Source organism: Micromonospora sp. NPDC005254, from assembly GCF_042872525.1.
Taxonomy (GTDB): domain Bacteria; phylum Actinomycetota; class Actinomycetes; order Mycobacteriales; family Micromonosporaceae; genus Micromonospora.
In genome coordinates this window covers 341,511-361,329 of the sequence record NZ_JBIAKM010000007.1, presented here as the reverse complement: position 1 = coordinate 361,329, position 19,819 = coordinate 341,511, and the positions used below count along the sequence as shown (strand labels likewise).

General features: G+C 73.3%; 18 protein-coding genes and 1 riboswitch. Of the genes, 6 read left to right on the top strand and 12 right to left on the bottom strand.

What is annotated here, in order from left to right:
• Positions 1–7: 7 nt before the first annotated feature.
• The 4 genes from ACFYPR_RS23030 to pdhA all read right to left on the bottom strand — a co-directional run bounded on the left by ACFYPR_RS23030 (position 8) and on the right by pdhA (position 5,397).
• Positions 8–1,687 carry a right-handed parallel beta-helix repeat-containing protein gene (locus tag ACFYPR_RS23030; RefSeq protein WP_387262472.1) on the bottom strand — a complete coding sequence of 560 codons (1,680 nt, stop codon included), beginning with the start codon at positions 1,685–1,687 and terminating at the stop codon, positions 8–10.
• Between the two features lie 133 nt (positions 1,688–1,820).
• Positions 1,821–3,221: a dihydrolipoamide acetyltransferase family protein gene (locus tag ACFYPR_RS23025; protein WP_387262371.1), complete on the bottom strand. Its 1,401-nt coding sequence runs from the start codon at positions 3,219–3,221 to the stop codon at positions 1,821–1,823.
• Positions 3,218–4,234, bottom strand: a complete 1,017-nt coding sequence (locus ACFYPR_RS23020) for an alpha-ketoacid dehydrogenase subunit beta (RefSeq protein ID WP_355067829.1) — start codon at positions 4,232–4,234, stop codon at positions 3,218–3,220. The genes ACFYPR_RS23025 and ACFYPR_RS23020 overlap by 4 nt, the downstream gene beginning before the upstream one ends.
• The gene (gene pdhA / locus ACFYPR_RS23015; RefSeq protein ID WP_387179900.1) at positions 4,231–5,397 is read right to left on the bottom strand and encodes a pyruvate dehydrogenase (acetyl-transferring) E1 component subunit alpha; all 1,167 of its coding nucleotides are present in this window, start codon (positions 5,395–5,397) and stop codon (positions 4,231–4,233) included. Before pdhA ends, ACFYPR_RS23020 begins: the two co-directional genes overlap by 4 nt.
• 169 nt (positions 5,398–5,566) lie before the next feature.
• On the opposite strand from pdhA, the gene ACFYPR_RS23010 reads away from it, so the two are divergent.
• A complete protein-coding gene (locus ACFYPR_RS23010; RefSeq protein WP_234587152.1) occupies positions 5,567–6,010 on the top strand; it encodes an Lrp/AsnC family transcriptional regulator in 444 nt (147 codons plus the stop codon).
• A gap of 15 nt (positions 6,011–6,025) precedes the next feature.
• Here the strand turns inward: ACFYPR_RS23010 and ACFYPR_RS23005 are convergent, their stop codons facing one another.
• From ACFYPR_RS23005 to ACFYPR_RS22990, 4 genes are read right to left on the bottom strand one after another with little or no spacing between them, the layout of a single operon-like run.
• Positions 6,026–6,997 (bottom strand): DNA primase small subunit domain-containing protein, encoded by a 972-nt coding sequence (locus tag ACFYPR_RS23005; protein ID WP_355137237.1) that lies wholly within the window; start codon positions 6,995–6,997, stop codon positions 6,026–6,028.
• A gap of 37 nt (positions 6,998–7,034) precedes the next feature.
• Complete coding sequence (locus ACFYPR_RS23000) at positions 7,035–8,339, bottom strand: acyltransferase (RefSeq protein WP_355137239.1); 1,305 nt, start codon at positions 8,337–8,339, stop codon at positions 7,035–7,037.
• A 22-nt stretch (positions 8,340–8,361) separates the two neighbouring features.
• A complete protein-coding gene (locus ACFYPR_RS22995) occupies positions 8,362–9,336 on the bottom strand; it encodes an NAD(P)-dependent oxidoreductase (protein ID WP_355067815.1) in 975 nt (324 codons plus the stop codon).
• A 29-nt stretch (positions 9,337–9,365) separates the two neighbouring features.
• Positions 9,366–10,256 carry a glycosyltransferase family 2 protein gene (locus ACFYPR_RS22990; RefSeq protein WP_387262368.1) on the bottom strand — a complete coding sequence of 297 codons (891 nt, stop codon included), beginning with the start codon at positions 10,254–10,256 and terminating at the stop codon, positions 9,366–9,368.
• Between the two features lie 207 nt (positions 10,257–10,463).
• Between ACFYPR_RS22990 and ACFYPR_RS22985 the strand changes: the two genes are divergently transcribed.
• The 5 genes from ACFYPR_RS22985 to ACFYPR_RS22965 all read left to right on the top strand — a co-directional run bounded on the left by ACFYPR_RS22985 (position 10,464) and on the right by ACFYPR_RS22965 (position 15,955).
• The gene (locus tag ACFYPR_RS22985; RefSeq protein WP_387262365.1) at positions 10,464–12,023 is read left to right on the top strand and encodes a glycosyltransferase family 39 protein; all 1,560 of its coding nucleotides are present in this window, start codon (positions 10,464–10,466) and stop codon (positions 12,021–12,023) included.
• A 72-nt stretch (positions 12,024–12,095) separates the two neighbouring features.
• Positions 12,096–12,827, top strand: coding sequence for a histidine phosphatase family protein (locus tag ACFYPR_RS22980; RefSeq protein ID WP_355067811.1), 732 nt, complete (start codon positions 12,096–12,098; stop codon positions 12,825–12,827).
• Positions 12,811–13,680 (top strand): NAD(P)H-hydrate dehydratase, encoded by an 870-nt coding sequence (locus ACFYPR_RS22975; protein ID WP_363940848.1) that lies wholly within the window; start codon positions 12,811–12,813, stop codon positions 13,678–13,680. Before ACFYPR_RS22980 ends, ACFYPR_RS22975 begins: the two co-directional genes overlap by 17 nt.
• Before the next feature lie 91 nt (positions 13,681–13,771).
• Complete coding sequence (locus ACFYPR_RS22970) at positions 13,772–14,272, top strand: hemerythrin domain-containing protein (protein WP_354862600.1); 501 nt, start codon at positions 13,772–13,774, stop codon at positions 14,270–14,272.
• Positions 14,273–14,409: 137 nt separating this feature from the next.
• Positions 14,410–14,499, top strand: a riboswitch (ZMP/ZTP riboswitch).
• A gap of 19 nt (positions 14,500–14,518) precedes the next feature.
• Positions 14,519–15,955, top strand: coding sequence for a glycine hydroxymethyltransferase (locus tag ACFYPR_RS22965; RefSeq protein ID WP_363941817.1), 1,437 nt, complete (start codon positions 14,519–14,521; stop codon positions 15,953–15,955).
• 143 nt (positions 15,956–16,098) lie between these two features.
• Here the strand turns inward: ACFYPR_RS22965 and ACFYPR_RS22960 are convergent, their stop codons facing one another.
• The 4 genes from ACFYPR_RS22960 to ACFYPR_RS22945 are packed head-to-tail and all read right to left on the bottom strand — an operon-like array spanning position 16,099 to position 19,818.
• Positions 16,099–16,359: a hypothetical protein gene (locus tag ACFYPR_RS22960; protein WP_234587138.1), complete on the bottom strand. Its 261-nt coding sequence runs from the start codon at positions 16,357–16,359 to the stop codon at positions 16,099–16,101.
• Positions 16,359–17,687: a PLP-dependent aminotransferase family protein gene (locus ACFYPR_RS22955; protein ID WP_355137245.1), complete on the bottom strand. Its 1,329-nt coding sequence runs from the start codon at positions 17,685–17,687 to the stop codon at positions 16,359–16,361. Before ACFYPR_RS22955 ends, ACFYPR_RS22960 begins: the two co-directional genes overlap by 1 nt.
• 3 nt (positions 17,688–17,690) lie before the next feature.
• Positions 17,691–18,809, bottom strand: a complete 1,119-nt coding sequence (locus ACFYPR_RS22950; protein ID WP_387262362.1) for an alpha-hydroxy acid oxidase — start codon at positions 18,807–18,809, stop codon at positions 17,691–17,693.
• On the bottom strand, positions 18,802–19,818 hold the full coding sequence (locus ACFYPR_RS22945) for an alpha/beta hydrolase (RefSeq protein ID WP_387262360.1): 1,017 nt from the start codon (positions 19,816–19,818) through the stop codon (positions 18,802–18,804). The genes ACFYPR_RS22950 and ACFYPR_RS22945 overlap by 8 nt, the downstream gene beginning before the upstream one ends.
• Between the last annotated feature and the right edge of the window lies 1 nt (position 19,819).

The following is a 19,819-nucleotide window of genomic DNA, read 5'->3' as shown; positions in this document are numbered from 1 at the left end:
CGGCTGGTCAGCCCCAGTCGCTGTCGACGTGGTTGTCGAACCAGCGTCCGCCCACCGGCGGGGTGTCCAGGCGCATCCCGCCATTGGCGTTGCCGGCGAGGTCGTTGTCCTCGACCCGGCAGTCCACACAGCTGCCCCGTTCGGTGATCCACAGACCGTGGGTCTGGGTGCTGTTCTCGTGGTTGTCCCAGACCCGGTTGCCGCGGATGGTGGCCGAGTCGAACGCCGCGTCGATGGTGATGCCGGCCCGCCGCTCGGGTGCCGCGGACAGCTCGTACCCGCAGCCCGGGGGCGGTACGTCCCCACTCCACGCGGTGATGCCGTCGGGCCGGACCGGCGCCAGGACGAGTTCTTCGCCGGTGTTCGCGGCGACCATGGCCACGGCCCGTCCCACCCGCAGGACCTTGCCCCGGTGCCCGTCGTGCGGCCAGGTCGCCGACCGGTCCACCACGGACCGCTCGGCGTAGCGAACGGTCTCGCCACCGCCGCTGGCGGCCTGCGCGTACTGTCGCCCGTTGTTGCGGATCCGGTTGTTCAGCAGCACCGCGTCGGTCATCTGGTGGTCGATCCGGACGGCGTCCAGCCCGTTGCCCCAGAACTCGTTGCTCTCGATCACCACGTCCCGTACCGGGCCCTGGTAGCCCCGCCCGAGGTCCTGCCCGTGGTAGCCGTACTGGCCGTTCCCGCTGATCCGGTTGCCCCGGATGGTGTACGGGCCCGGGCTGTTGCCGACAATGACCCCGTCGCGGATGTTGCCGTCGATGACGCAGTCGGTGAGCAGCCCACCCCGTCCAGCCACCGCCGCGGTGCCCTGGGCGGAGATGTCGAACCCGGCCTCCAGGTTGCCGGTCATCGTGCAGGCGGAGACGATGAGACCGTCGGCACCCCAGTCGGAGATGCCGAACCGGTTGCCCTGGCTGTGACAGCCGATGATGCGGTAGCCGCGGGGCGGCGGCCAGTAGTCCTTCTGCAGCTCCAGGAAGATGCCGTTGGTGCCGTTGGCGAGCGTGGTGCAGTTGGCGATGGTCAACCGCTCCACCGCGCCCCAACCGCCGATGCCCACGCCGATGCCGGCGCCGCCGATCTGCTCGCCGTTGTCCAGTCGCCCGCAGCCGACGACCACCACGCCGTCGATCAGCGAGTCCTGGAGGAAGTCGCAGCCCAGCCCGGTGGCCGCGGTGTGGTGGATGTAGAGGTTGCGGAACACGCCGCGCACGACGTATTGCAGGCCCAGGCCCTTGGCGAGGTAGTTGTACTCGGCCATCGCCACGCCGGAGCCGTCGATCTGGAAGTCGGCGAAGGTGCAGTCGGCGATGTGCCGGTCCCGGTCGGCCCCGTGCTGCACGGTGGTCCAAAAGGCCAGCGGGGTCGGGTCGGCCCGGTTGCCCTCGTTGCTGAGCATGAACCGGGTCGCCGCCGGGCCGGCGCCGACCAGCGAGACCCCACTACGCCACACCGTGCCGGAATCGCGGATCGAGTAGATGCCCGGCGGGCAGTAGATGACGCGGGCCCGCCCGTCCGAGGCGTACCCGGCGCCGAGGCGGTCCACGAGGGCGGCCAACGCCGGCTGGTCGTTGGTCGCGCCGTCGCCGGTCAGCCCGTACTCCAGCGCGTCGCAGTAGAGCGGTGCGCCGGCCGCGGCGGGCCGCCGCACCCGTACCGAATTCAGTAGCAGCTCGTTCGCCACGACCACGGGTCGGCTCCCTTCGACGCCTCCGGTGCGTACCGGCGGGGCCGACTTCCCGATGACGCGACCGCGAAACCACTGACGCACGCCGGCCCCGGCGCCGCGCGGGCGGTGCCAGGGCCGGGGGTACGCGTCAGACGGCGGCGATCAGCAGCGCCGGGCGCTCCACGCAGTCGGCGACGTGCCGCAGGAAGCCACCGGCCACCCCACCGTCGCAGACCCGGTGGTCGAACGTGAGGCTCAGCTGGGTCACCTTGCGCACGGCCAACTGCCCGTCGACCACCCACGGCTTGTCCACGATCCGGCCCACGCCGAGCAGGGCCGCCTCGGGGTGGTTGATGATCGGGGTGGAGCCGTCCACGCCGAACACCCCGTAGTTGTTCAGCGTGAAGGTGCCGCCGGTGAGCCGGGCCGGCGGAAGCGTCCCGGCCCGCGCCGCGGCGGTGGTCGCCGCCAGCTCGGCGGCCAGCTCGGCCGTGGTGAGTCGCTGGGCGTCGCGCAGCACCGGCACCAGCAGGCCCCGGTCGGTCTGCGCGGCGATGCCCAGGTGCACCCCGGCGGACTGGACGATCCGCTGACCCTCGGTGTCGACGCGGGAGTTGAGCTGCGGGAACCGGCGCAGACCGCTGAGGCAGATCCGGGCCAGCAGGGCCAGGATGCTCACCGGCGCGTCGGGCGTCGCCGCGTTGATCGCCGCGCGGGTCTCCAGTAGCCCGGTGGCGTCGACGTCGACCCAGATGGTCACCTCGGGGATCTCCCGCCGGCTGCGGGAGAGCTTGTCGGCGATCACCTTGCGCACGCCGGTGAGCGGGACGATCAGGTCGCCGTCGCCCTCCGGGGTCGGCGCGACGTGCGGGTCCGGCACGGCGGCGAGCCGGGCGACGGGGACGGCCAGCGCCGCCTCGACGTCGGCGCGGCGGATCACCCCGCCGGGCCCGCTGCCACGGACCGTACCCAGGTCGACGCCGCGCTCCCGGGCCAGCCGACGGACGATCGGCGAGATGACCAGGGCGCTCGCCGACCGCGTTTCGACGGGGGCGCTGCCACCGACCGGGGCCGCTTCGTCCGCCGCCGGGCCGGCGCCGGCTGCCGGGACCGCGTCGGGCCGGACAGCGCCGGCCGGGGCGGCGTCGGCCGGTTCGGGCGCCAGCGCAAGCCGGGGCCGACGCCGACGGCGGGTCGCGCCGCCATGCCCGGTGCCGTACCCGATCAGCACGTTGCCGGAGCCGGCACGCTCCTCCTCGCGGTAGGTGGCGTGCCCGGCGGGCTCGTCGCCGCCGTCCAGCGGCGCGATGGTGATCAGGGGCTGGCCGACCGGGCGGACCTCACCCGCCGCGCCGTGCAGGGTCACGACCCGTCCGGCGTACGGGCAGGGCACGTCCACGATCGCCTTGGCGGTCTCCACCTCGACCACGCTCTGGTCCACCGTGACGATGTCGCCCACGGCGACCCGCCACTCGACGATCTCGGCCTCGCTCAGCCCCTCGCCCAGGTCGGGCAGGAGGAAGACCTGCGTCCGCTCGACGGTGGTCATGCCGCGCTGCCCTGCGCCGCCCAGCGCGGGTCCGGCTGGTCGTCCCACTGCAACCGGGCCACCGCGTCGAGCACCCGGTCCACGCCGGGCAGGTGGGTGTGCTCCAGCATCGGCGCCGGGTACGGGATGTCCAGCCCGGCCACCCGCAGCACCGGAGCGTGCAGCGCGTGGAAGCAGCGCTCCTGCACCCGGGCGGCGATCTCCGCGCCGACACCCGCGAACCCGGGCGCCTCCTGGATCACCACGCACCGGCCGGTCCGCCGGACCGACGCGGTGATGGTGGCGTCGTCGAACGGCACGATGGTCCGCACGTCGACCACCTCCAGGTCCCAGCCCTCCTCGCGGGCGGCCTCGGCGGCCTCCAGCGCGACCGGCACCGCCGGCCCGTACGCCACCAGGGTGGCGTCGCGGCCGGGCCGGCGCACGACGGCCCGGCCGAACGGCTCGGTACGCGCCGGCAGCTCGGCGTCGGCGCTGCCGAAGTAGAGCTTCTTGGGCTCCATGAAGACCACCGGGTCGGGATCGTCGATCGCCTCACGCAGCAGCGAGTACGCGTCCTCGACGGTCGCCGGGGTGACGACCTTCAGGCCGGGGGTGTGCGCGTAGTACGCCTCGGACGAGTCGCAGTGGTGCTCCACCCCGCCGATGCCGCCGGCGTACGGCACCCGGATGACGATCGGCACGCTGAGCTTGCCCCGGGTGCGGTTGCGCAGCTTCGCCACGTGCGAGGCGATCTGCTCGAACGCCGGGTACGCGAACGCGTCGAACTGCATCTCGACCACCGGCCGCAGCCCGGACATGGCCAGGCCGACGGCGAAGCCGACGATGCCGGCCTCCGCGAGCGGGGTGTCGAAGCAGCGCTTCTCGCCGAAGCGGGCCTGCAGCCCGTCGGTGATCCGGAAGACGCCGCCGAGCTGGCCGACGTCCTCGCCGAATACGACGACTCGCTCGTCGGCCGCGAGGGCGTCGGCGAGCGCGGTGTTGAGCGCCTTCGCCATGGTGGTGGCCATCAGTCGTCACTTTCCTCGTCGCGCGCGGCGGCCAGCTCGGCGCGGACCTGCTCGCGCTGCTCGACGAGCTGCGGGGTGGGCTCGGCGTAGACGTGGTCGAAGAGGCTCAGCGGGTCGACAGTGGGCTGGGTGTTCATCCGGGTACGCAGGTCCGCCGCGTACGCCTCGGCCTGCTCGGCGACCTCGGCGACCGCCGCGTCGTCGAGCACGCCACGGGCGCGCAGGTACGTCTCCAGGCGGGCGAGCGGGTCGCGGTCGCGCCAGGCGTCGACCTCGGCGCCGTCGCGGTAGCGGCTGGCGTCGTCGGCGTTGGTGTGCGGCTCCATCCGGTAGGTGTGCGCCTCCACCAGGAACGGCCCGTTGCCGGCGCGGGCGTGCGCGACCGCGCGGGTCAGAACGGCGAGCACCGCGACCGGGTCGTTGCCGTCGACCTGCTCGCTGGGCACCCCGTAGCCGACGCCCTTGTACGCCAGCGACGGCGCGGCGGTCTGCCGCGACAGCGGGACGCTGATGGCGTACCGGTTGTTCTGGACGAAGTAGACGACCGGCGCTTTGAACACGGCGGCGAAGTTGATGCCCTCGTGGAAGTCGCCCTCGCTGGTCGCGCCGTCGCCGATGAAGGCCAGCGCCACGGTGTCGCGCCCCTGGTACGCCTCGCCGTACGCGAGACCGGCGGCGTGCACGCACTGGGTGGCGAGCGGGGTGCACTGCGGCGCGGTGCGTACCTCGGTGGGGTCGTAGCCGCAGTGCCAGTCGCCGCGCAGCAGGGTGAGCACCTCGACCGGGTCGATGCCCCGGGCAACCAGCGCCATCGATTCACGGTAGGTGGGGAACACCCAGTCGGTGTCGCGGACGGCGAGCACGGCGGCGACCTGGCACGCCTCCTGGCCCCGCGACGACGGGTAGACGGCGAGGCGGCCCTGCTTGGTCAGCGCGGTCGCCTGGGTGTCGAACCGGCGGCCGAGCACCATCCGGCGGTACAGCTCGCGCAGCGCCTCGACGGGCGGCTCCGGGTAGTCGGTACGGGCCGGCAGCGGCGTACCGGTCGGATCGAGCAGGCGGACCGGTTCGGCGTCCGGCAGCAGCGGGCGCGCCGGGTCGGGCGGGGTGACCGTCCGACGGGCGCGCGGGGATGCCCTGCGGACCGCCTGGGGTGTGGTCGTCACGGCGGGACCTCCTGGGACGTGTGGTGAGCCTATGCTTCCGCCTGACGGATGATTGACTCAAGATCCACGCAGAAGGCGGGACGTCTGGCATGTGGGAGGCGCGTCGGTGAGCCAGGAGAACGGAGACGGAGCGAGCCGGGGAACCGGATCGGGACGATCGGCCCGAGCGATGGACGAGGTCGACCGGCGGATCCTGGACGAGCTGGTCCGCGACGGGCGCACGTCGGTGCGCACCCTGGCCGAGCGGATCCACATCTCGCGCACCAACGCGTACGCCCGGGTGGAACGCCTGCTGCGCGAAGGCGTGATCACGGGCTTCCGGGCGCAGGTGGCGCCCGAGGCCGCCGGGTTGGGCACGTCGGCGTACATGGCGTTGACGATCGAGCAGAACACCTGGCGGGAGGTGTCGGCCGAGCTGGCCCAGGTGCGCTACGTCGAGCACGTCGCGCTGCTCAGCGGCGAGCACGACGTGCTGGCCCTCGTTCGGGCGCCGGACAACGCCGCCCTGCGCGACGTGGTGCTCGACCGGGTGCAGCGCATCGCCGGGGTGCTGTCGACGCGGTCGTGGCTGGTCTTCGAGGAGTTCGACGGCACGCAGAGCCCGTGGCAGTAGCGCGAGCCTCGCCGGTCACCGCTCCGGCGGGGCCTCCAGACCCTCGGAGTCGGCCAGCTCCAGCAGGGGCGCCAGCGAGTGCCGATCCCCGTCCAGGCCGGCGTGCGGATCGCCGCGCTCGGCGAACCGGGCCGGCACGGTGAGCACGTCGAAGTCCTCCGGACGGGCGTCGTCCAGCTCCGCCCAGTCCAACGGCGCCGACACGAGCGCCCGAGGCGTCGGCCGGATCGAGTACGCCGACGCCATCGTGTGGTCCCGCGACATCTGGTTGTAGTCGACGAAGACCGGCCGGTCCCGCTGCTCCCGCCACCAGGTGGTGGTGACCAGCTCCGGCAGCCGGCGCTGCATCTGGAGGCCCAGCGCGAGCACCGCCCGGCGGCACTCGCCGAAACTCCACCTCGGCTCGATCGACAGGTAGACGTGCAGGCCCCGCCCGCCGGTGGTCTTCGGATAGCCGGTCATGCCCAGCTCGGCGAGGAACGCCCGCACCTCCCGGGCCACCGGCACCACCTGCTCGAAGCCCACGCCGGGCATCGGGTCCAGGTCGATGCGCAGCTGATCGGGGCGCTCCACGTCGGCGGCGGACACCGGCCACGGGTGGAAGCGCAGGGTGCCCAGGTTGGCGGCCCAGATCACCACGGCCAGCTCGCTCGGCGCGACCTCGTCGGCGGTCCGGCCGCTGGGGAAGGTGATGTGCGCCGTGCGCACCCACGCGGGCGCGCCCGCCGGCAGCCGCTTCTGGTAGAACGCGTCACCGCGGTTGGTCTGCCGGGTGGCGATCGTCGCGCCCTCGAAGACGCCGCGCGGCCAGCGTTCCAGCATGGTCGGCCGGTCGCGCAGCGCCCGCAGGATGCCGTCGCCGACCGCCAGGAAGTAGCGGACCACGTCCAGCTTGGTCAGTCCGCGTTCCGGGAAGTACGGCTTGTCGGGGCTGGAGACGCGGACCAGCCGCTCCCCCACCTGGATCTCCTCCGCCGCCGTGGCCACGCCCCCGAGGGTACGACGTGGAGGCGGGCCCGGTGGGCTACCGGCCGGGGACCAGCGTGGCGGGCTGCTGCGGCAGTTCCTCCGTCGGGCCGCCGACCGACACCGGCTGCGTCCCGGGTGGCTCCTCGGCCACCGCGGTCTGCTGCTCGACCGGCACCGTCCGCGCCGTGCGGCGGGCCACGAAGCCCGGCGTCCAGTCCTTCAACCGCAGAGCCGGCCGCTCGACGAGCTTCCACGACACGAACGCGGCGGCGAAGGCGACCGCGACCGACATCGCCGCGAACGGCACGTACCCCCAGCGGCTCCAGCCCAGGCTCGCCATCACCTGCTGGAAGGCGAACCCGTAGATGTAGATACCGTACGAGTAGTCGTTCTTGCGGCCCACCCAGTGCAGCTGGCGCGGCATCCGCACCGACAGCCACACCAGCAGGTACGCGAACGCCGGCAGCCCGATGACGAAGAAGCCGCCGAAGAGCAGGGACAGCCCCAGCGCCACGGCCGAGCCGATGCCCAGCGCGTCGTTGATCGGCACCCGCTCCCGGTAGAGATCCAGCGTCGCGCCGAACGCGAACAGGAAGCCCAGGTAGACGATGTAGTGGAAGCTCATCACGCCCACCAGGGGCGAGTCGAACGACCAGCTCGCCGTGGACGCCGGCCCGCTGAACTGCCCGGAGCTCACCCAGTCCTGCAGGATGCTCAGGTAGAGCGCGACGGTCAGGAACAGCACGAACCGGCGGGCGTTGCGCAGCACCGCGGTGATCGCCAGGACGCCCACCACGACGTAGCAGAACATCTCGTACTTGAGCGACCACAGGGCGCCGTTGAAGACGCTGGAGCCGCTCTTCTCACCCCACGGGGTGGTCGGCTTGAGCAGGTCCTGAATGCCGTACTGACGGACACCGGTCCACCAGTTGGCCTGCAGGTAGGCCAACGGGCCGCCGCGGTCCCAGGGGTTGTCGAAGAGGCCGGCGGTGGTGCCGTGCTCGCGCAGCGCCACCAGCGGGGCCACCACCAGCGCGGTGATCAGCAGGCAGACCCAGAGCCCGGGGAAGATGCGCAGGGCCCGGTGCCAGGCGTAGCGGATGATGCCGGTACGCCTGGCGCTGCGGGTGATGAGCAGGCCGGAGAGCACGAAGAAGCCGTACACGGCCATGGTGCCGACGTTGGTCTGCCGACCGGTGATGTGGTAGCCGAGGTCGTTGGCCCCGAAGCCGAGCGGCTTGGAGTGCGACAACACGACGCCCACGGCGAGGCAGAGCCGGATCAGCCCGATGCCGTTGCTGCGGCCGGAGAGCAGATCGGCGAGCGTGCCACGGGAGCGGACGAGGGCGGGGGTAGTCATGCGGTCAGGAACCTCTCGACCATCAGGCGGGCACCTCGGCGCCGGCGTGCTCCCACAACTGCTTCATCTCGGTGTGCAGATCTTCGCTCGGCGACCAGCCGAGCACCTCGGCGGCCAGCCCGACGTCCAGCCGCTGCCAGTTCGTCTCGGCCGGGCCGGTGCGTTCCGCCTCGACCAGGTCGGTCGGCACCTCACTCACGTCGATGAGGAGCTGGACCATATCACGCGCGCTGGCGGCCACCCCCCGACCGATGTTGATCACGTGGCCGGCCGCCCCGGGGCGGGTCGCGGCCAGCAGCACGGCGGCGACGACGTCGCTGAGGCCGACGAAGTCACGCCGCGAACCCAGCGGAGCCAGCTCCAGCCGGGCCCGCTCACCGGCGCGCTGGGCGTCGCGCAGCCGACCCGCGACCACCCCGAGCAGGCTGTGCCCGGGCTGGCCGGCGCCGATGACGTTGCCGACCCGCAGCGTGACGCCCTCGATCAGGCCCTGCCGGTCGGCCTCGGCGACCGCCGTGGTGCAGCGCAGCTTGAACTCGCCGTACGGCATCACCGGCGCGGGCGGCAGCCCCTCGGGCATCGAGGTGTCGACCGGGACCAGCCCGTACTCGTGCACGCTGCCCAGCTGGATCACCCGGACCCGCCCGGGCAACCGGCCGGCGGCCTCGATCAGCCGCTCGACCAGCGTGACGTTGACCGCGAGCATCTGCGCGTCGGTGAGCCCCCACATGCCGCCCGCGGCGTTGATCACCACGTCCGGATCGAGCTCGCGCAGCACCGCGGTGATCTCGTCGACGTCGGCGGCGGCCAGGTCCAGCGCGCGGACCTCGACACCCGGCCCGACGTCGCGCGCGGTGCGGGCCACGGCGACCACGGTGTGCCCCTGGTCGGCCAGCGCCCGGCAGATGGGGCGGCCGAGGAAGCCGGTGCCACCGAGCACGGCCACCCTCCGCCGCTGTCCGGCGGCCTCCGCCGAGTGCCGTGGTTCGACGATCATGGCGCTGGCGTCTCCCTGGCTGCGGTCGCTCATCGGCCCGGCCCGAACGCGTGCCGCGACAGGCTCTTGACGCCGGTCATCCGGCCGGCGAGGACCGCCGTCGGCAGCAGCGTGATGGCGTGCAGCCGGGACGACATGTAGCGGCGGGCGGCCCGCGCCGCCCGGGGCCAGCCCTGCTCGTCCATGCGCCGGGCGACGTCGACGAAGAACGCCCGCGCCTCGGTGAACCGGGTGCCGGTGACCGCGTCGGCGGCGGACTTGCTGACCGCGTGCCGCCGGTACTGGAAGCACAGGGTGGTGTCGACGGCCATCTGCTCGCCGCGCTGGATCAGGTCGATCACCAGGGCCAGGTCCTGGATGACCTGGAACTCGTCGCGGAAGTCCACGGCCTTGAGCGCGTCGGTCCGCCAGCAGATCGACGGGAAGTAGAACCAGCAGCCGCGCAGCAGGCTGGCCGCCAGATCCTCGCCGCCCATCAGCTCCCGGGACTCGACCCGCGGGGCGTAGAGCCGCCGCTTGGCCTCGTCGACCATGGTGTTGACCACCGCGCCGGTGGCGTCGATGATCTCGACCCCCGGCTGGACCATGCCGACGCCCGGGTACTGCTCGATCACCGATCGCACGGTGGCGACGTAGTTGGGGTGCATGATGTCGTCCGTGCCCATCATCACCAGGTACTCGTGCTCGGCGAGGCCGACGCACTTGCGGTAGTTGCCGGTGACCCCGAGGTTGCGCTCGTTGCGCTGGTAGCGGACCCGCTCGTCGGTGACCTGAGCGAACCACTCCGGCACGCCCGGCTCGGTGCCGTCGTCGACCACGGTCAGGCGCCAACCCGGGTCACTCTGCGCCATCACGCTGCGGACGGCCGCCTGCATGAGGGGCACGCTCCCGTAGTACGGCAGCATGATGTCGACAATCATCGGTTCCGCGGGCCTTACTGTGCGTGGTGGAAGTGCTCGACGGGCGCGGCCACATTATCAGGCATCCCGTCCGGATCCAGTACCGGCGAGCCGGCCTGACGGCCGTCGCGAGGCCACCGCCGGTGACCGCGCGACGGGGCCGACGGCGACCGCGGCGGGGGCTATCATCGTCGCGCCCGCACCGCACGCCCCCCCGATCGGACGCCGATGCCAGACCGCGCCGTCACCACGGACGCGCCTCCCGCGCAGACCGACGCGGGGCCGACCCCGCCAGCCACCGAGCCGGCCCGACGGCGACTCCCCCTCGTCCGCCGACTCGCGCTCAGCGTCTGGTTCTGGCCCACGGCCTTCGCCGCGCTCGCGGTCGGCTGGCGTCTCGGCAGCCCGGAGATGTGGCACGACGAGCTGGTGACCGTCGACGTGGCGACCCGCTCCACCGGGCAGATTCTGGGCATGCTGGCGAACGTCGATGCCGTGCACGGGGCGTACTACCTCTTCATGCACGGCTGGACGACCCTGTTCGGCACCGGCCCGGCCGTCGTGCGGCTCCCGTCGGCCCTGGCCATGGTCCTGGCCACCGCGTGCGTGGCGCTGGTCGGGCGACGGGTGTTCGGCCAGACGGCAGGGATCGCCGCCGGGTTCGTCTTCGCCCTCGTGCCCACGGTCACCCGCTTCGGGCAGGAGACCCGGTCGTACGCCTTCGTCGTCCTCGCCGCGGCCGCGGCAACCCTGTTCCTGCTGCGTGCGTTGCAGCGGCCGGGGTGGCTGCGCTGGATCGCGTACGTGCTCGCCGTGGCCGCCATCGGCCTGGTGAACGTGGTGGCGCTCACGCTGCTGCTCGGGCACGGCGTGGCCGTGTTGATCCACTGCTGGCGGGAGCGCCGGTGGTGGTCGCTGGCCTGGTTCGTGCTCGCCGCCGCCGCCGGGGTGGGGATCGCCGCGCCGGTGATCCTGCGCGGTATGAAGCAGGCGGGGCGGCAGATCAGCTGGATCCCGGACAGCGCGCCCTGGACGGTCTGGGAGCAGGCCTTCGGCTCGGTGCTGCTCGCCGCCGCGATCACCGCGCTGGCCGTGGTGGGCGTGCTGACCCACCTGCGCCGCGACGCCGCCGCGCGGACCGCCGTGGCGGCGGTGATCGCCGCCCTGCCGCTGCCGGTGATCCTGCTGGCCTCCACCGGCGACATCAACTACTTCTTCTCCAAGTACCTGCTGTTCCTCGTGCCGGCCTGGGCGGTGCTCGCCGGCGCGGGCGTCGCCGCGGTGCGCCGCGCCCCGCTGGTCGCGGTGGGGCTGGTGGTGCTCGCCGCCCTGAGCGTGCCCGGTCAGCTCGCGCTGCGCGGGGAGTACTCGCACGGCTGGTACACGTATCCGCAGGGGCGGGCGTTCAAGCCGCTGTCGTACTCGGAGGCGGCGCGGGTCATCGAGGCCGGCTACCAGCCCGGTGACGGCCTCGTGGCGGGCGGCCCCTGGTGGTGGATGCACGAGCCGGGGGTGCGCTACTACCTCCCTGCGGACGTGTCGCCGCGCAACGTCTTCCAACAGCAGTCGGCGGCCCAGCGCAACGAGCTGTTCGGCGCGGACTGCGCCGACCCGGCCCGCTGCCTGCGCGACGAGCCCCGGCTGTGGGTGCTGCTGCCGACGGTCACCGACGCGCCGCTGACCGGCCTGCCGAAGAAGCAGTCCGCCGTGCTCGCCCAGCGCTACGACGTGGTCCGCGTCACGCACGTGACCGGGCTGACCGTGGCCCTGCTGCAACGGCGCGGCTGAGCCGACGCACCGGCCGCCCGGTGGCGACCCGGGCGCGGTTACTGCGCGCGGCGCCCGGGTAGGGGGGTCGGCATGGCGGAACTGTCGACGCTCTGGATCATCCGGCACGGGGAGAGCACCGCGAACGTGGCGGCCACCCGGGCCGAGGAGAACGGCGCGGACGTGATCGGGCTCAGCCACCGCGACGCCGACGTGCCGCTCTCCCCCACCGGCGAGGAGCAGGCGCGGGCGACCGGCCGCTGGCTCGCCGGGCTGCCCGAGGATCGGCGCCCCAACGTGGCGGTGGTCTCGCCGTACCTGCGGGCGGTGTCCACGGCCGAGCTGGCGCTGCACGGCACCGGGGTGCCGGTGAGCCGGGACGAGCGGCTGCGCGACCGGGAGCTGGGCATCCTCGACGGCCTGACCGGGCACGGGGTACGCCGCCGGTTTCCCGACGAGGCCGAGCGCCGCGCCCGGCTGGGCAAGTTCTACTACCGGCCGCCCGGCGGTGAGGCCTGGACCGACGTGGCGCTGCGGCTGCGGACGCTCCTCGGCGACCTGCGCCGCGACCACGAGGGCCAGCGGGTGCTGCTCTTCGGCCACGACGCGCTGGTCTTCCTCCTGCGGTACCTGGTGGAGGGGCTGACCGAGCCGGAGCTGATGGCGTTGACCCGCGAACACGTCATCGCCAACTGCTCGATCACCGACTGGTCTGCCGACGACCAGGGCAGGCTGACGCTGGGCGGTTTCAACGAGGTCGGCCACCTGCACCGGCAGGGCGCCGAGTCGACGAGGGAGGACGAGATCCATGCCGAACCGGTCTGAGGTGCAGGTGATCACGCCGGGGCTGCTGCGCGACTGGGCGCTGCCGGTGCCGGCCGGCGGCAAGGAGAGCCGGGGCACCGTCCTGGTGATCGGCGGCTCCCGCTTCACGCCCGGGGCGGTCCTGCTCGCCGGGGTGGCCGCGCTGCGCGCCGGCGCCGGGGTGCTCCAGCTCGCCGCCGCCGAGTCCACCGCGGCCACGCTGAGCATCCAGGTGCCCGAGGCGCTGGTGGTCGGGCTGCCGGAGACGTCCGACGGCGCGGTCGCCGCCGACCGGGCCGGCCAGCTCGGTGAACTGGTCGGCGTGGCCGACGTGGTGGCCCTCGGCCCGGGGTTGAAGGGCATCGACGAGACCGCCGAGCTGCTGAGTCTCGTCCTGGAGGCGGCGGGGCCGCGCACCCCGCTGGTCCTCGACGCGTACGCCCTGGGCGCGCTCAGCCACGAGCCGAAGCTGCTGGTCGGCTCGGGCCGCCCGGTGGTGCTCACCCCCAACGTGACCGAGGCCGGGCACCTGCTCGGCCGGGAGCCGGGCGACGACCTGGACGCCGAGGCCGCCGAGCTGGCGCAACGCTACGAGGCAGTCGTCTCGCTCTACGGCCACGTGGCCGCCCCGGACGGGCGCGGGTGGCGGGAGGAGAGCGGCGACGCGGGCCTCGGCACGTCCGGCAGCGGAGACGTGCTCGCCGGCCTGCTCGCCGGGCTGCTCGCCCGGGGCGCCGACCCGGCGCAGGCCGCCTGCTGGGGAGCGTTCGCGCACGCCGTGAGCGGCCAACGGCTGATCCCCCGGTACGGCCGGATCGGCTTCCTGGCGCGGGAACTGCTCGACGAGATCCCGCGCACCCTGGCCACCGTTTGAACAGGCGAGATCGGCCACATTCGCCCGTTTCGCCGCTCGGCCTCGGGGTACCGGATCGACACCCAGCCGAGCTACGAAAGGGGGCACGCCGGTGTCGACCGATGCCATCGTCCTGCTCAAAGAGGACCACAAGGAGATGCGTCGCCTGTTCAAGGCCTTCCAGGACGCCGAGGAGGGGCCGGCGAGCCAGCGGCAGAAGCTGGTGAACCAGATCCTCGAGGCCCTGACGGTGCACACCTACCTGGAGAACGAGGTGATGTACCCGGAGGTCCGCCGGCTCCTGCCCGACCTGGAGGACGACATCCTCGAGTCGTACGAGGAGCACCACGTGGCCGACGTGCTCTGCGCCGAACTGGCCAGCATGGACGCCGGCGACGAGCGCTTCACCGCCAAGACCACGGTGCTGATCGAGAACGTCACGCACCACGTCGAGGAGGAAGAGGAGGAGTGGTTCCCCAAGGTCCGCGAGGCGCTCGGCCGTAAGCAACTCCAGGAGATCGGCGAGAAGATGATCGCGTTGCGCGCGGACGCGCCGCGTACCCCCACCCAGCCGAAGGCGATCAAGAAGGCGCTCGACGCGGTGACCGCCTGAGCCAACCACCGTTCGACGCGGGGCCCGGCCTGGCCGGGCCCCGCGTCGTGCCCGGCCGGTAGCAGCGCGGTCCAACCACCTCGGCGCGCTCGCGTCGGGAGGTCGGCCGGGTCGCCCGGGGCGGGCCCGGTAGGATCGGCGCGGGCCGTTACTGGCGCGTGGGGATGGAGAACCATCGGGGAGCGGCCCCGTCATGAGGACGTCTGCCGAGCGCCTGGGCCTTCCCGCACGTCTGTTGGAGGTCGCATGTCGCACAACGCCGAGTCCACCGCATTCCGGAGCGCCCTTGAGGTGATCCGGGCTGTCGAGCCGCGGGTGGCCGACGCCATCGGCGCCGAGCTGACCGACCAGCGGGAGTCCCTCAAGCTCATCGCCAGCGAGAACTACGCCTCCCCGGCGACCCTGCTGGCCATGGGCAACTGGTTCAGCGACAAGTACGCCGAGGGCACCGTGGGGCGTCGCTTCTACGCCGGCTGCCAGAACGTCGACACCGTCGAGGCGCTCGCCGCCGAGCACGCCCGGGAGCTGTTCGGGGCCGCGCACGCGTACGTGCAGCCGCACTCGGGCATCGACGCCAATCTGGTCGCGTTCTGGGCGGTGCTCGCCGACCGGGTGGAGTCCCCCGCGCTGAAGAAGGCCCAGGTCCGCCAGGTCAACGACCTCACCGAGGCGGACTGGTTCGCGCTGCGCCGCGAGCTGGGCAACCAGCGGATGCTCGGCATGTCGCTGGACGCCGGCGGTCACCTCACCCACGGGTTCCGGCCGAACATCTCCGGCAAGATGTTCGACCAGCGCAGCTACGGCACCGACCCGGCGACCGGGCTGATCGACTACGACCGGGTCGCCGAGGCGGCCCGCGAGTTCAAGCCGCTGATCCTGGTCGGCGGCTACTCGGCGTACCCCCGGAAAGTGAACTTCCGGATCCTGCGGGAGATCGCCGACTCGGTCGGCGCCACCTTCATGGTCGACATGGCGCACTTCGCGGGCCTGGTGGCCGGCAAGGTCTTCACCGGCGACTTCGACCCGGTGCCGCACGCGCACATCGTCACCACCACCACCCACAAGTCGCTGCGCGGCCCGCGCGGCGGCATGGTGCTCTGCGGCCCGGAGCTGGCCGACCAGGTGGACCGGGGTTGCCCGATGGTGCTCGGCGGCCCGCTGCCGCACGTGATGGCCGCCAAGGCCGTCGCCCTGGCCGAGGCCCGCCGCCCCGACTTCGCCGACTACGCCCAGCGGATCGTGGACAACGCGCAGGCGCTCGCCGACGGGCTGCTGCGCCGGGGCGCGACGCTGGTCACCGGCGGCACCGACAACCACCTGGTGCTGATCGACGTGTCCGGCTACGGGCTCACCGGCCGGCAGGCCGAGCAGGCCCTGCTCGACTCCGGCATCGTCACCAACCGCAACTCGGTCCCGCAGGACCCGAACGGCGCCTGGTACACGTCCGGCATCCGGATCGGCACCCCGGCGCTGACCACCCGCGGGCTGGGCACCGCCGAGATGGACCAGACCGCCGAGCTGATCCACACCGTGCTGACCCAGACCACGGCCGGCGCCAACGCCGACGGCACCCCGTCCAAGGCGAAGTACACGCTCGACGCCGACCTGGCCGACAAGATCGCCCGCCAGGCCACCGACCTGCTGGCCCCCCACCCGCTCTACCCGGCCATCGACCTGGGCTGACGGTCGTCGTCGACCGGGTCCGACGGCACCCGGGCCGGGCTGTCGGTGGCAGTCACCGAAACGAGCGGTATACCTCAGAGTCATGAATATGACGCTGAGGTATACCGCTCAACTGTGTGACCGCCCCGGCGGGCGGCGGGCAGTCAGTTCAGGGGACGCTTGAGGTGGTAGCGGTGAACCTCGGTGCTGCCCTGGACGTTGTTGACGTCCTCGGCGGCCGAGACCAGCTCCCAGCCCTCCCGGCCGGCGCGGTTGAGGTGCGCGATGGCCGTGTCGCCATAGGGGGTGATGTCCTTGCGCGACCCGTCCGGGCCGTACCAGACGAACGAGACGGTGAAATTGCGGCCCTGTCCCTGATAGCGGCGGACGAGCAAGGCGTACTCCCAGGCAACCATGCGGCCCATTATGACCGTCCACGCAGGAGCTCGTCGGTGATGAGGGCGGCGAGCCGGTCCAACCCCAGGTCGATCTGCTCGGGTGTCACCGCGCTGACCGACAACCGCAGCGCGCACACCGGCGCCGTGTCGTCGTAGAAGTGCGCCATCGGCGTCCAGAGCACCCCGTAGTCACGCGCCGAGGTGTCCAGCAACGCGTCGTCGACCGCGAACGGCACGGTCACCACCACGAAGAACCCGCCGGCCGGCACCGTCCACCGCACCACCGCCGGCCGGTCCGGCCGATCCGGGAAACGCCGGGCCAGCCCGGCGACCAGGTGACGCAGATTGCGGGCGTACGCGGCCCGCTCCCGGGTGTTCGCGGGCACCAGGCTGCACCCGTGCTCCAGCAGCCGCCCACCGATCACCGCCTGCGCGATCGGCGAGGTGTTCACGGTGACCATGCTCTTGATCATCGCGAGCTGGTCGGCGAGCGGGCCGACCCGGCCGTCCGACCCGGCCACCCGCTGGTCGGCGACCACGTAGCCGACCCGCGCTCCGGGCAGCACGGTCTTGGCGAACGAGCCGAGGTAGACCACCCGCCGGTCGGTGTCCAGCGCCTTCAGGGTGGGCGGGCGCGGCCCGTCCTCGACGGGGAACAGCCCGTACGGGTTGTCCTCCAGCAGGAGCAGGTCCTCCTCGGCGGCCAGCGCCAACAGCCGCTGCCGGTCCGGGACGTTCATGCTGACCCCGGACGGGTTGGCGAAGTCCGGCAGCACGTAGCAGGCGCGCGGCCGGCGCCCCGACGCCCGGGCCCGACGCGCCTGTGCCCGCAGGTCGGCCAGGTCCACTCCGGACGGTCCACCGGCGACCGGCCACACCGGCAGGTCCACCAGCCGCGCCGCCCCGGTCAGCCCGACGTAGGTCGGGGCGACCGCCAGCAGCACGTCCGCCGGATCGGCCCGCAACGCCCGCAGCACCAGGAACATCGCCTCCTGGCAGCCGACGGTCACCACGACGGCCTCCGGGTCGACCGTGATCCCCTCGTCGACCGCGAGGTTGCGGGCGATGAGGTGGTGCACGATGCCCTTGGTCCGGCCGTACTGCAACAGCAGCCGTCGGGCCTGCTCGGGCGCGTGACCCAGCTCGTCGACGAGGTGCCGGTGGAACGTGTCCAGGTGCCGGTGCACCGCCGCGACGTCGAAGAACTCCTCGTACGGGCGCCCGGCCGCGAGCGACACCGCCGCCGGATAGCGTTCGGACACCTCGTTGAGGAAGTTCATCGAGGTCAGCGCCGGATCACCCAGCGCGGGGTGCAGGTCGGCGACGCTCAGGTCGGCCGACTCCGTCGGGGCCACCGCTCAGCCCGCCGCGAGCGTACGCAGCTCGGCCACCGCCGCCGGATCGGCGCAGCCGGCCAGGGTGAACGCGTCACGCACCTCCGCGGCGAGCAACGCCAACGCGTCCTGCGCGCCGCGCCGCCCTCCGACGGCCAGCGCCCAGAGCAGGGGACGACCGACCAGGACGCCCGCCGCGCCCAACGCCAGCGCCCGCAGCACGTCGGTGCCTCCACGGATGCCGCTGTCCAGCAGCACCTGCCCACCGTCGCCGACGGCGTCCACGACCTCCGGCAGCATGGTGACGCTGGCCGGCGCCCCGTCCAACTGACGCCCGCCGTGGTTGGACACCACCACCGCGTCCGCCCCGATCCGCACCGCCTCGACCGCGTCGCGGGGATCCAGCACCCCCTTGACGACCAGCGGCAGGTCGATGTGCTCACGCAGCCAGGCCAGATCCGCCCAGCGCAGGGCGGACTCGAACGACGCGTCGGTGTGCGCGGCGATCGCGGACACACCGGGGGCGCCGGCGTGCGCCAGGGCGTCCCGGCCGTGCGGCAGGTTCGCGGCGACCACGTCGGCCGGGAGGCGGAACGCGTTGCGCAGGTCGCGTGGGCGTCGACCGAGCACCGGAACGTCCACGGTGACCACCAGCGCGTGGCAGCCCGCCGCCACGACCCGGTCCAGGAGATCGCGGACCAGCGCCCGGTCGCGCAGCCAGTAGAGCTGGAACCAGACCTCCGCACCGGCTCCGGTGATCTCCTCGATCGGCGTGCTGCTCAACGTGCTCGCCAGATACGGCACGCCGGCCGCGCCGGCCGCCGCCGCGAGGCCCAGTTCCCCGTCCGGGTGCACGAGCCGCTGGTACGCCATCGGCGCGACCCCGACCGGCATCGCGTACGGCCGGCCGAGCAGCCGGGCGCCGAGGTCCACGGCGTGGCTGCCGCGCAGCACCCGGGGCAGCACGGCCACCCGGTCCAGCGCGGCCCGGTTGGCGGCCAGGGTCACCTCGGCCGCGCTGCCGCCGGCGATGTAGTCCCACACGTCCGGGGCCAGCACCGCCCTCGCCCGCGGTCCGTAGTCGGCGAACGTCACCGCCGCCGGCACCCCGGTCGGCAGGTCGGGCAGTACCGGCTCAGCCACCCCGCACCCCCGCGTCGGCCGCAGCGGCGGCGGCCGGGTCATCGTCAGCCTGGCCAGCGGCCGGGTCGTCCCGCAGCGGCGGCAGCCCGAACCGTTCCCGCAGGAACGCGGCCGCGCGGTGCTGCGCCCGCTGGCCGTCGGTGAAGGCGCCGGGCATGGCGAAGAACCCGTGGATCATCTGCGGATAGTGGTCGAGGCGGGTGGGCACACCGCAGGCGCGCAGCCGCTGCGCGTAGCGCTGCCCCTCGGCGCACAGCGGGTCCAGCTCGGCGGTGACCACCAGCGCCGGAGGCAGGCCGGACAGGTCGTCGGCGAGCAGCGGCGACGCCAGCGGATCCCGGGAGTGCTCCGGGTCGGCCAGGTAGTGCGTCCGGTACCAGGCCACCGACCGGCGGTTGAACAACGCCGGGTCGTCGTCGATCGGGCCGGACGGCTCGGCGCTGACGTCGGTGTTCGGATAGACCAACAGCTGCGCGGCGAGCGGAGGCCCGTCCGTGCGGCAGAGCAGCGTCACCGCAGCCGCCAGGTTCCCGCCCGCGCTGTCCCCGCCCACCGCCAGCCGGGTCGGATCAACGCCGAACCGGTCGGCGTTCGCGGCGATCCACACGGTCACGGCGTGGCAGTCGTGCACCGCGGCCGGAAAGGGGTGCTCCGGGGCCAGTCGGTAGCCGACGGTCACCACCTGGCATCCCGCCGCGTTGGCCAGTCGTCGGCAGATGCCGTCGGCGGTGTCCACGCTGCCGAGCGTCCACCCGCCACCGAAGAAGTACAGCAGGGTGGGCAGCGGCCCGTGCCCGCCCGGCCGGTACACCCGGATCGGCAGGTCACCGCCCGGCCCGGGGATCCGCTCGTCGCGTACCTCGGCGACCTGCTCGACCGCGCCGCCGCCGGCGCGGATCGCGGCCAGGTCGGCGGCGCGCGCCTCGCCGAGGGTCTGCGTGTAGAGCGGCGGCGTGCCGGCGGCGACGCGGGCGGCGCGGTAGGCCGCCACCTCCGGGTGCAGGGCCATG

What these genes read in the sequence shown, in the direction of transcription:
- ACFYPR_RS22960 (WP_234587138.1), bottom strand. Translation starts at nt 16,359, where the DNA reads ATGGGCCGCATGGTTGCCTGGGAGTACGCCTTGCTCGTCCGCCGCTAT.
- ACFYPR_RS23025 (WP_387262371.1), bottom strand. Translation starts at nt 3,221, where the DNA reads ATGACCACCGTCGAGCGGACGCAGGTCTTCCTCCTGCCCGACCTGGGC.
- ACFYPR_RS22965 (WP_363941817.1), top strand. Translation starts at nt 14,519, where the DNA reads ATGTCGCACAACGCCGAGTCCACCGCATTCCGGAGCGCCCTTGAGGTG.
- ACFYPR_RS22945 (WP_387262360.1), bottom strand. Translation starts at nt 19,818, where the DNA reads ATGGCCCTGCACCCGGAGGTGGCGGCCTACCGCGCCGCCCGCGTCGCC.
- ACFYPR_RS22975 (WP_363940848.1), top strand. Translation starts at nt 12,811, where the DNA reads ATGCCGAACCGGTCTGAGGTGCAGGTGATCACGCCGGGGCTGCTGCGC.
- ACFYPR_RS22980 (WP_355067811.1), top strand. Translation starts at nt 12,096, where the DNA reads ATGGCGGAACTGTCGACGCTCTGGATCATCCGGCACGGGGAGAGCACC.
- ACFYPR_RS22990 (WP_387262368.1), bottom strand. Translation starts at nt 10,256, where the DNA reads ATGATTGTCGACATCATGCTGCCGTACTACGGGAGCGTGCCCCTCATG.
- ACFYPR_RS22985 (WP_387262365.1), top strand. Translation starts at nt 10,464, where the DNA reads ATGCCAGACCGCGCCGTCACCACGGACGCGCCTCCCGCGCAGACCGAC.
- ACFYPR_RS23000 (WP_355137239.1), bottom strand. Translation starts at nt 8,339, where the DNA reads ATGACTACCCCCGCCCTCGTCCGCTCCCGTGGCACGCTCGCCGATCTG.
- ACFYPR_RS22995 (WP_355067815.1), bottom strand. Translation starts at nt 9,336, where the DNA reads ATGATCGTCGAACCACGGCACTCGGCGGAGGCCGCCGGACAGCGGCGG.
- ACFYPR_RS23010 (WP_234587152.1), top strand. Translation starts at nt 5,567, where the DNA reads ATGGACGAGGTCGACCGGCGGATCCTGGACGAGCTGGTCCGCGACGGG.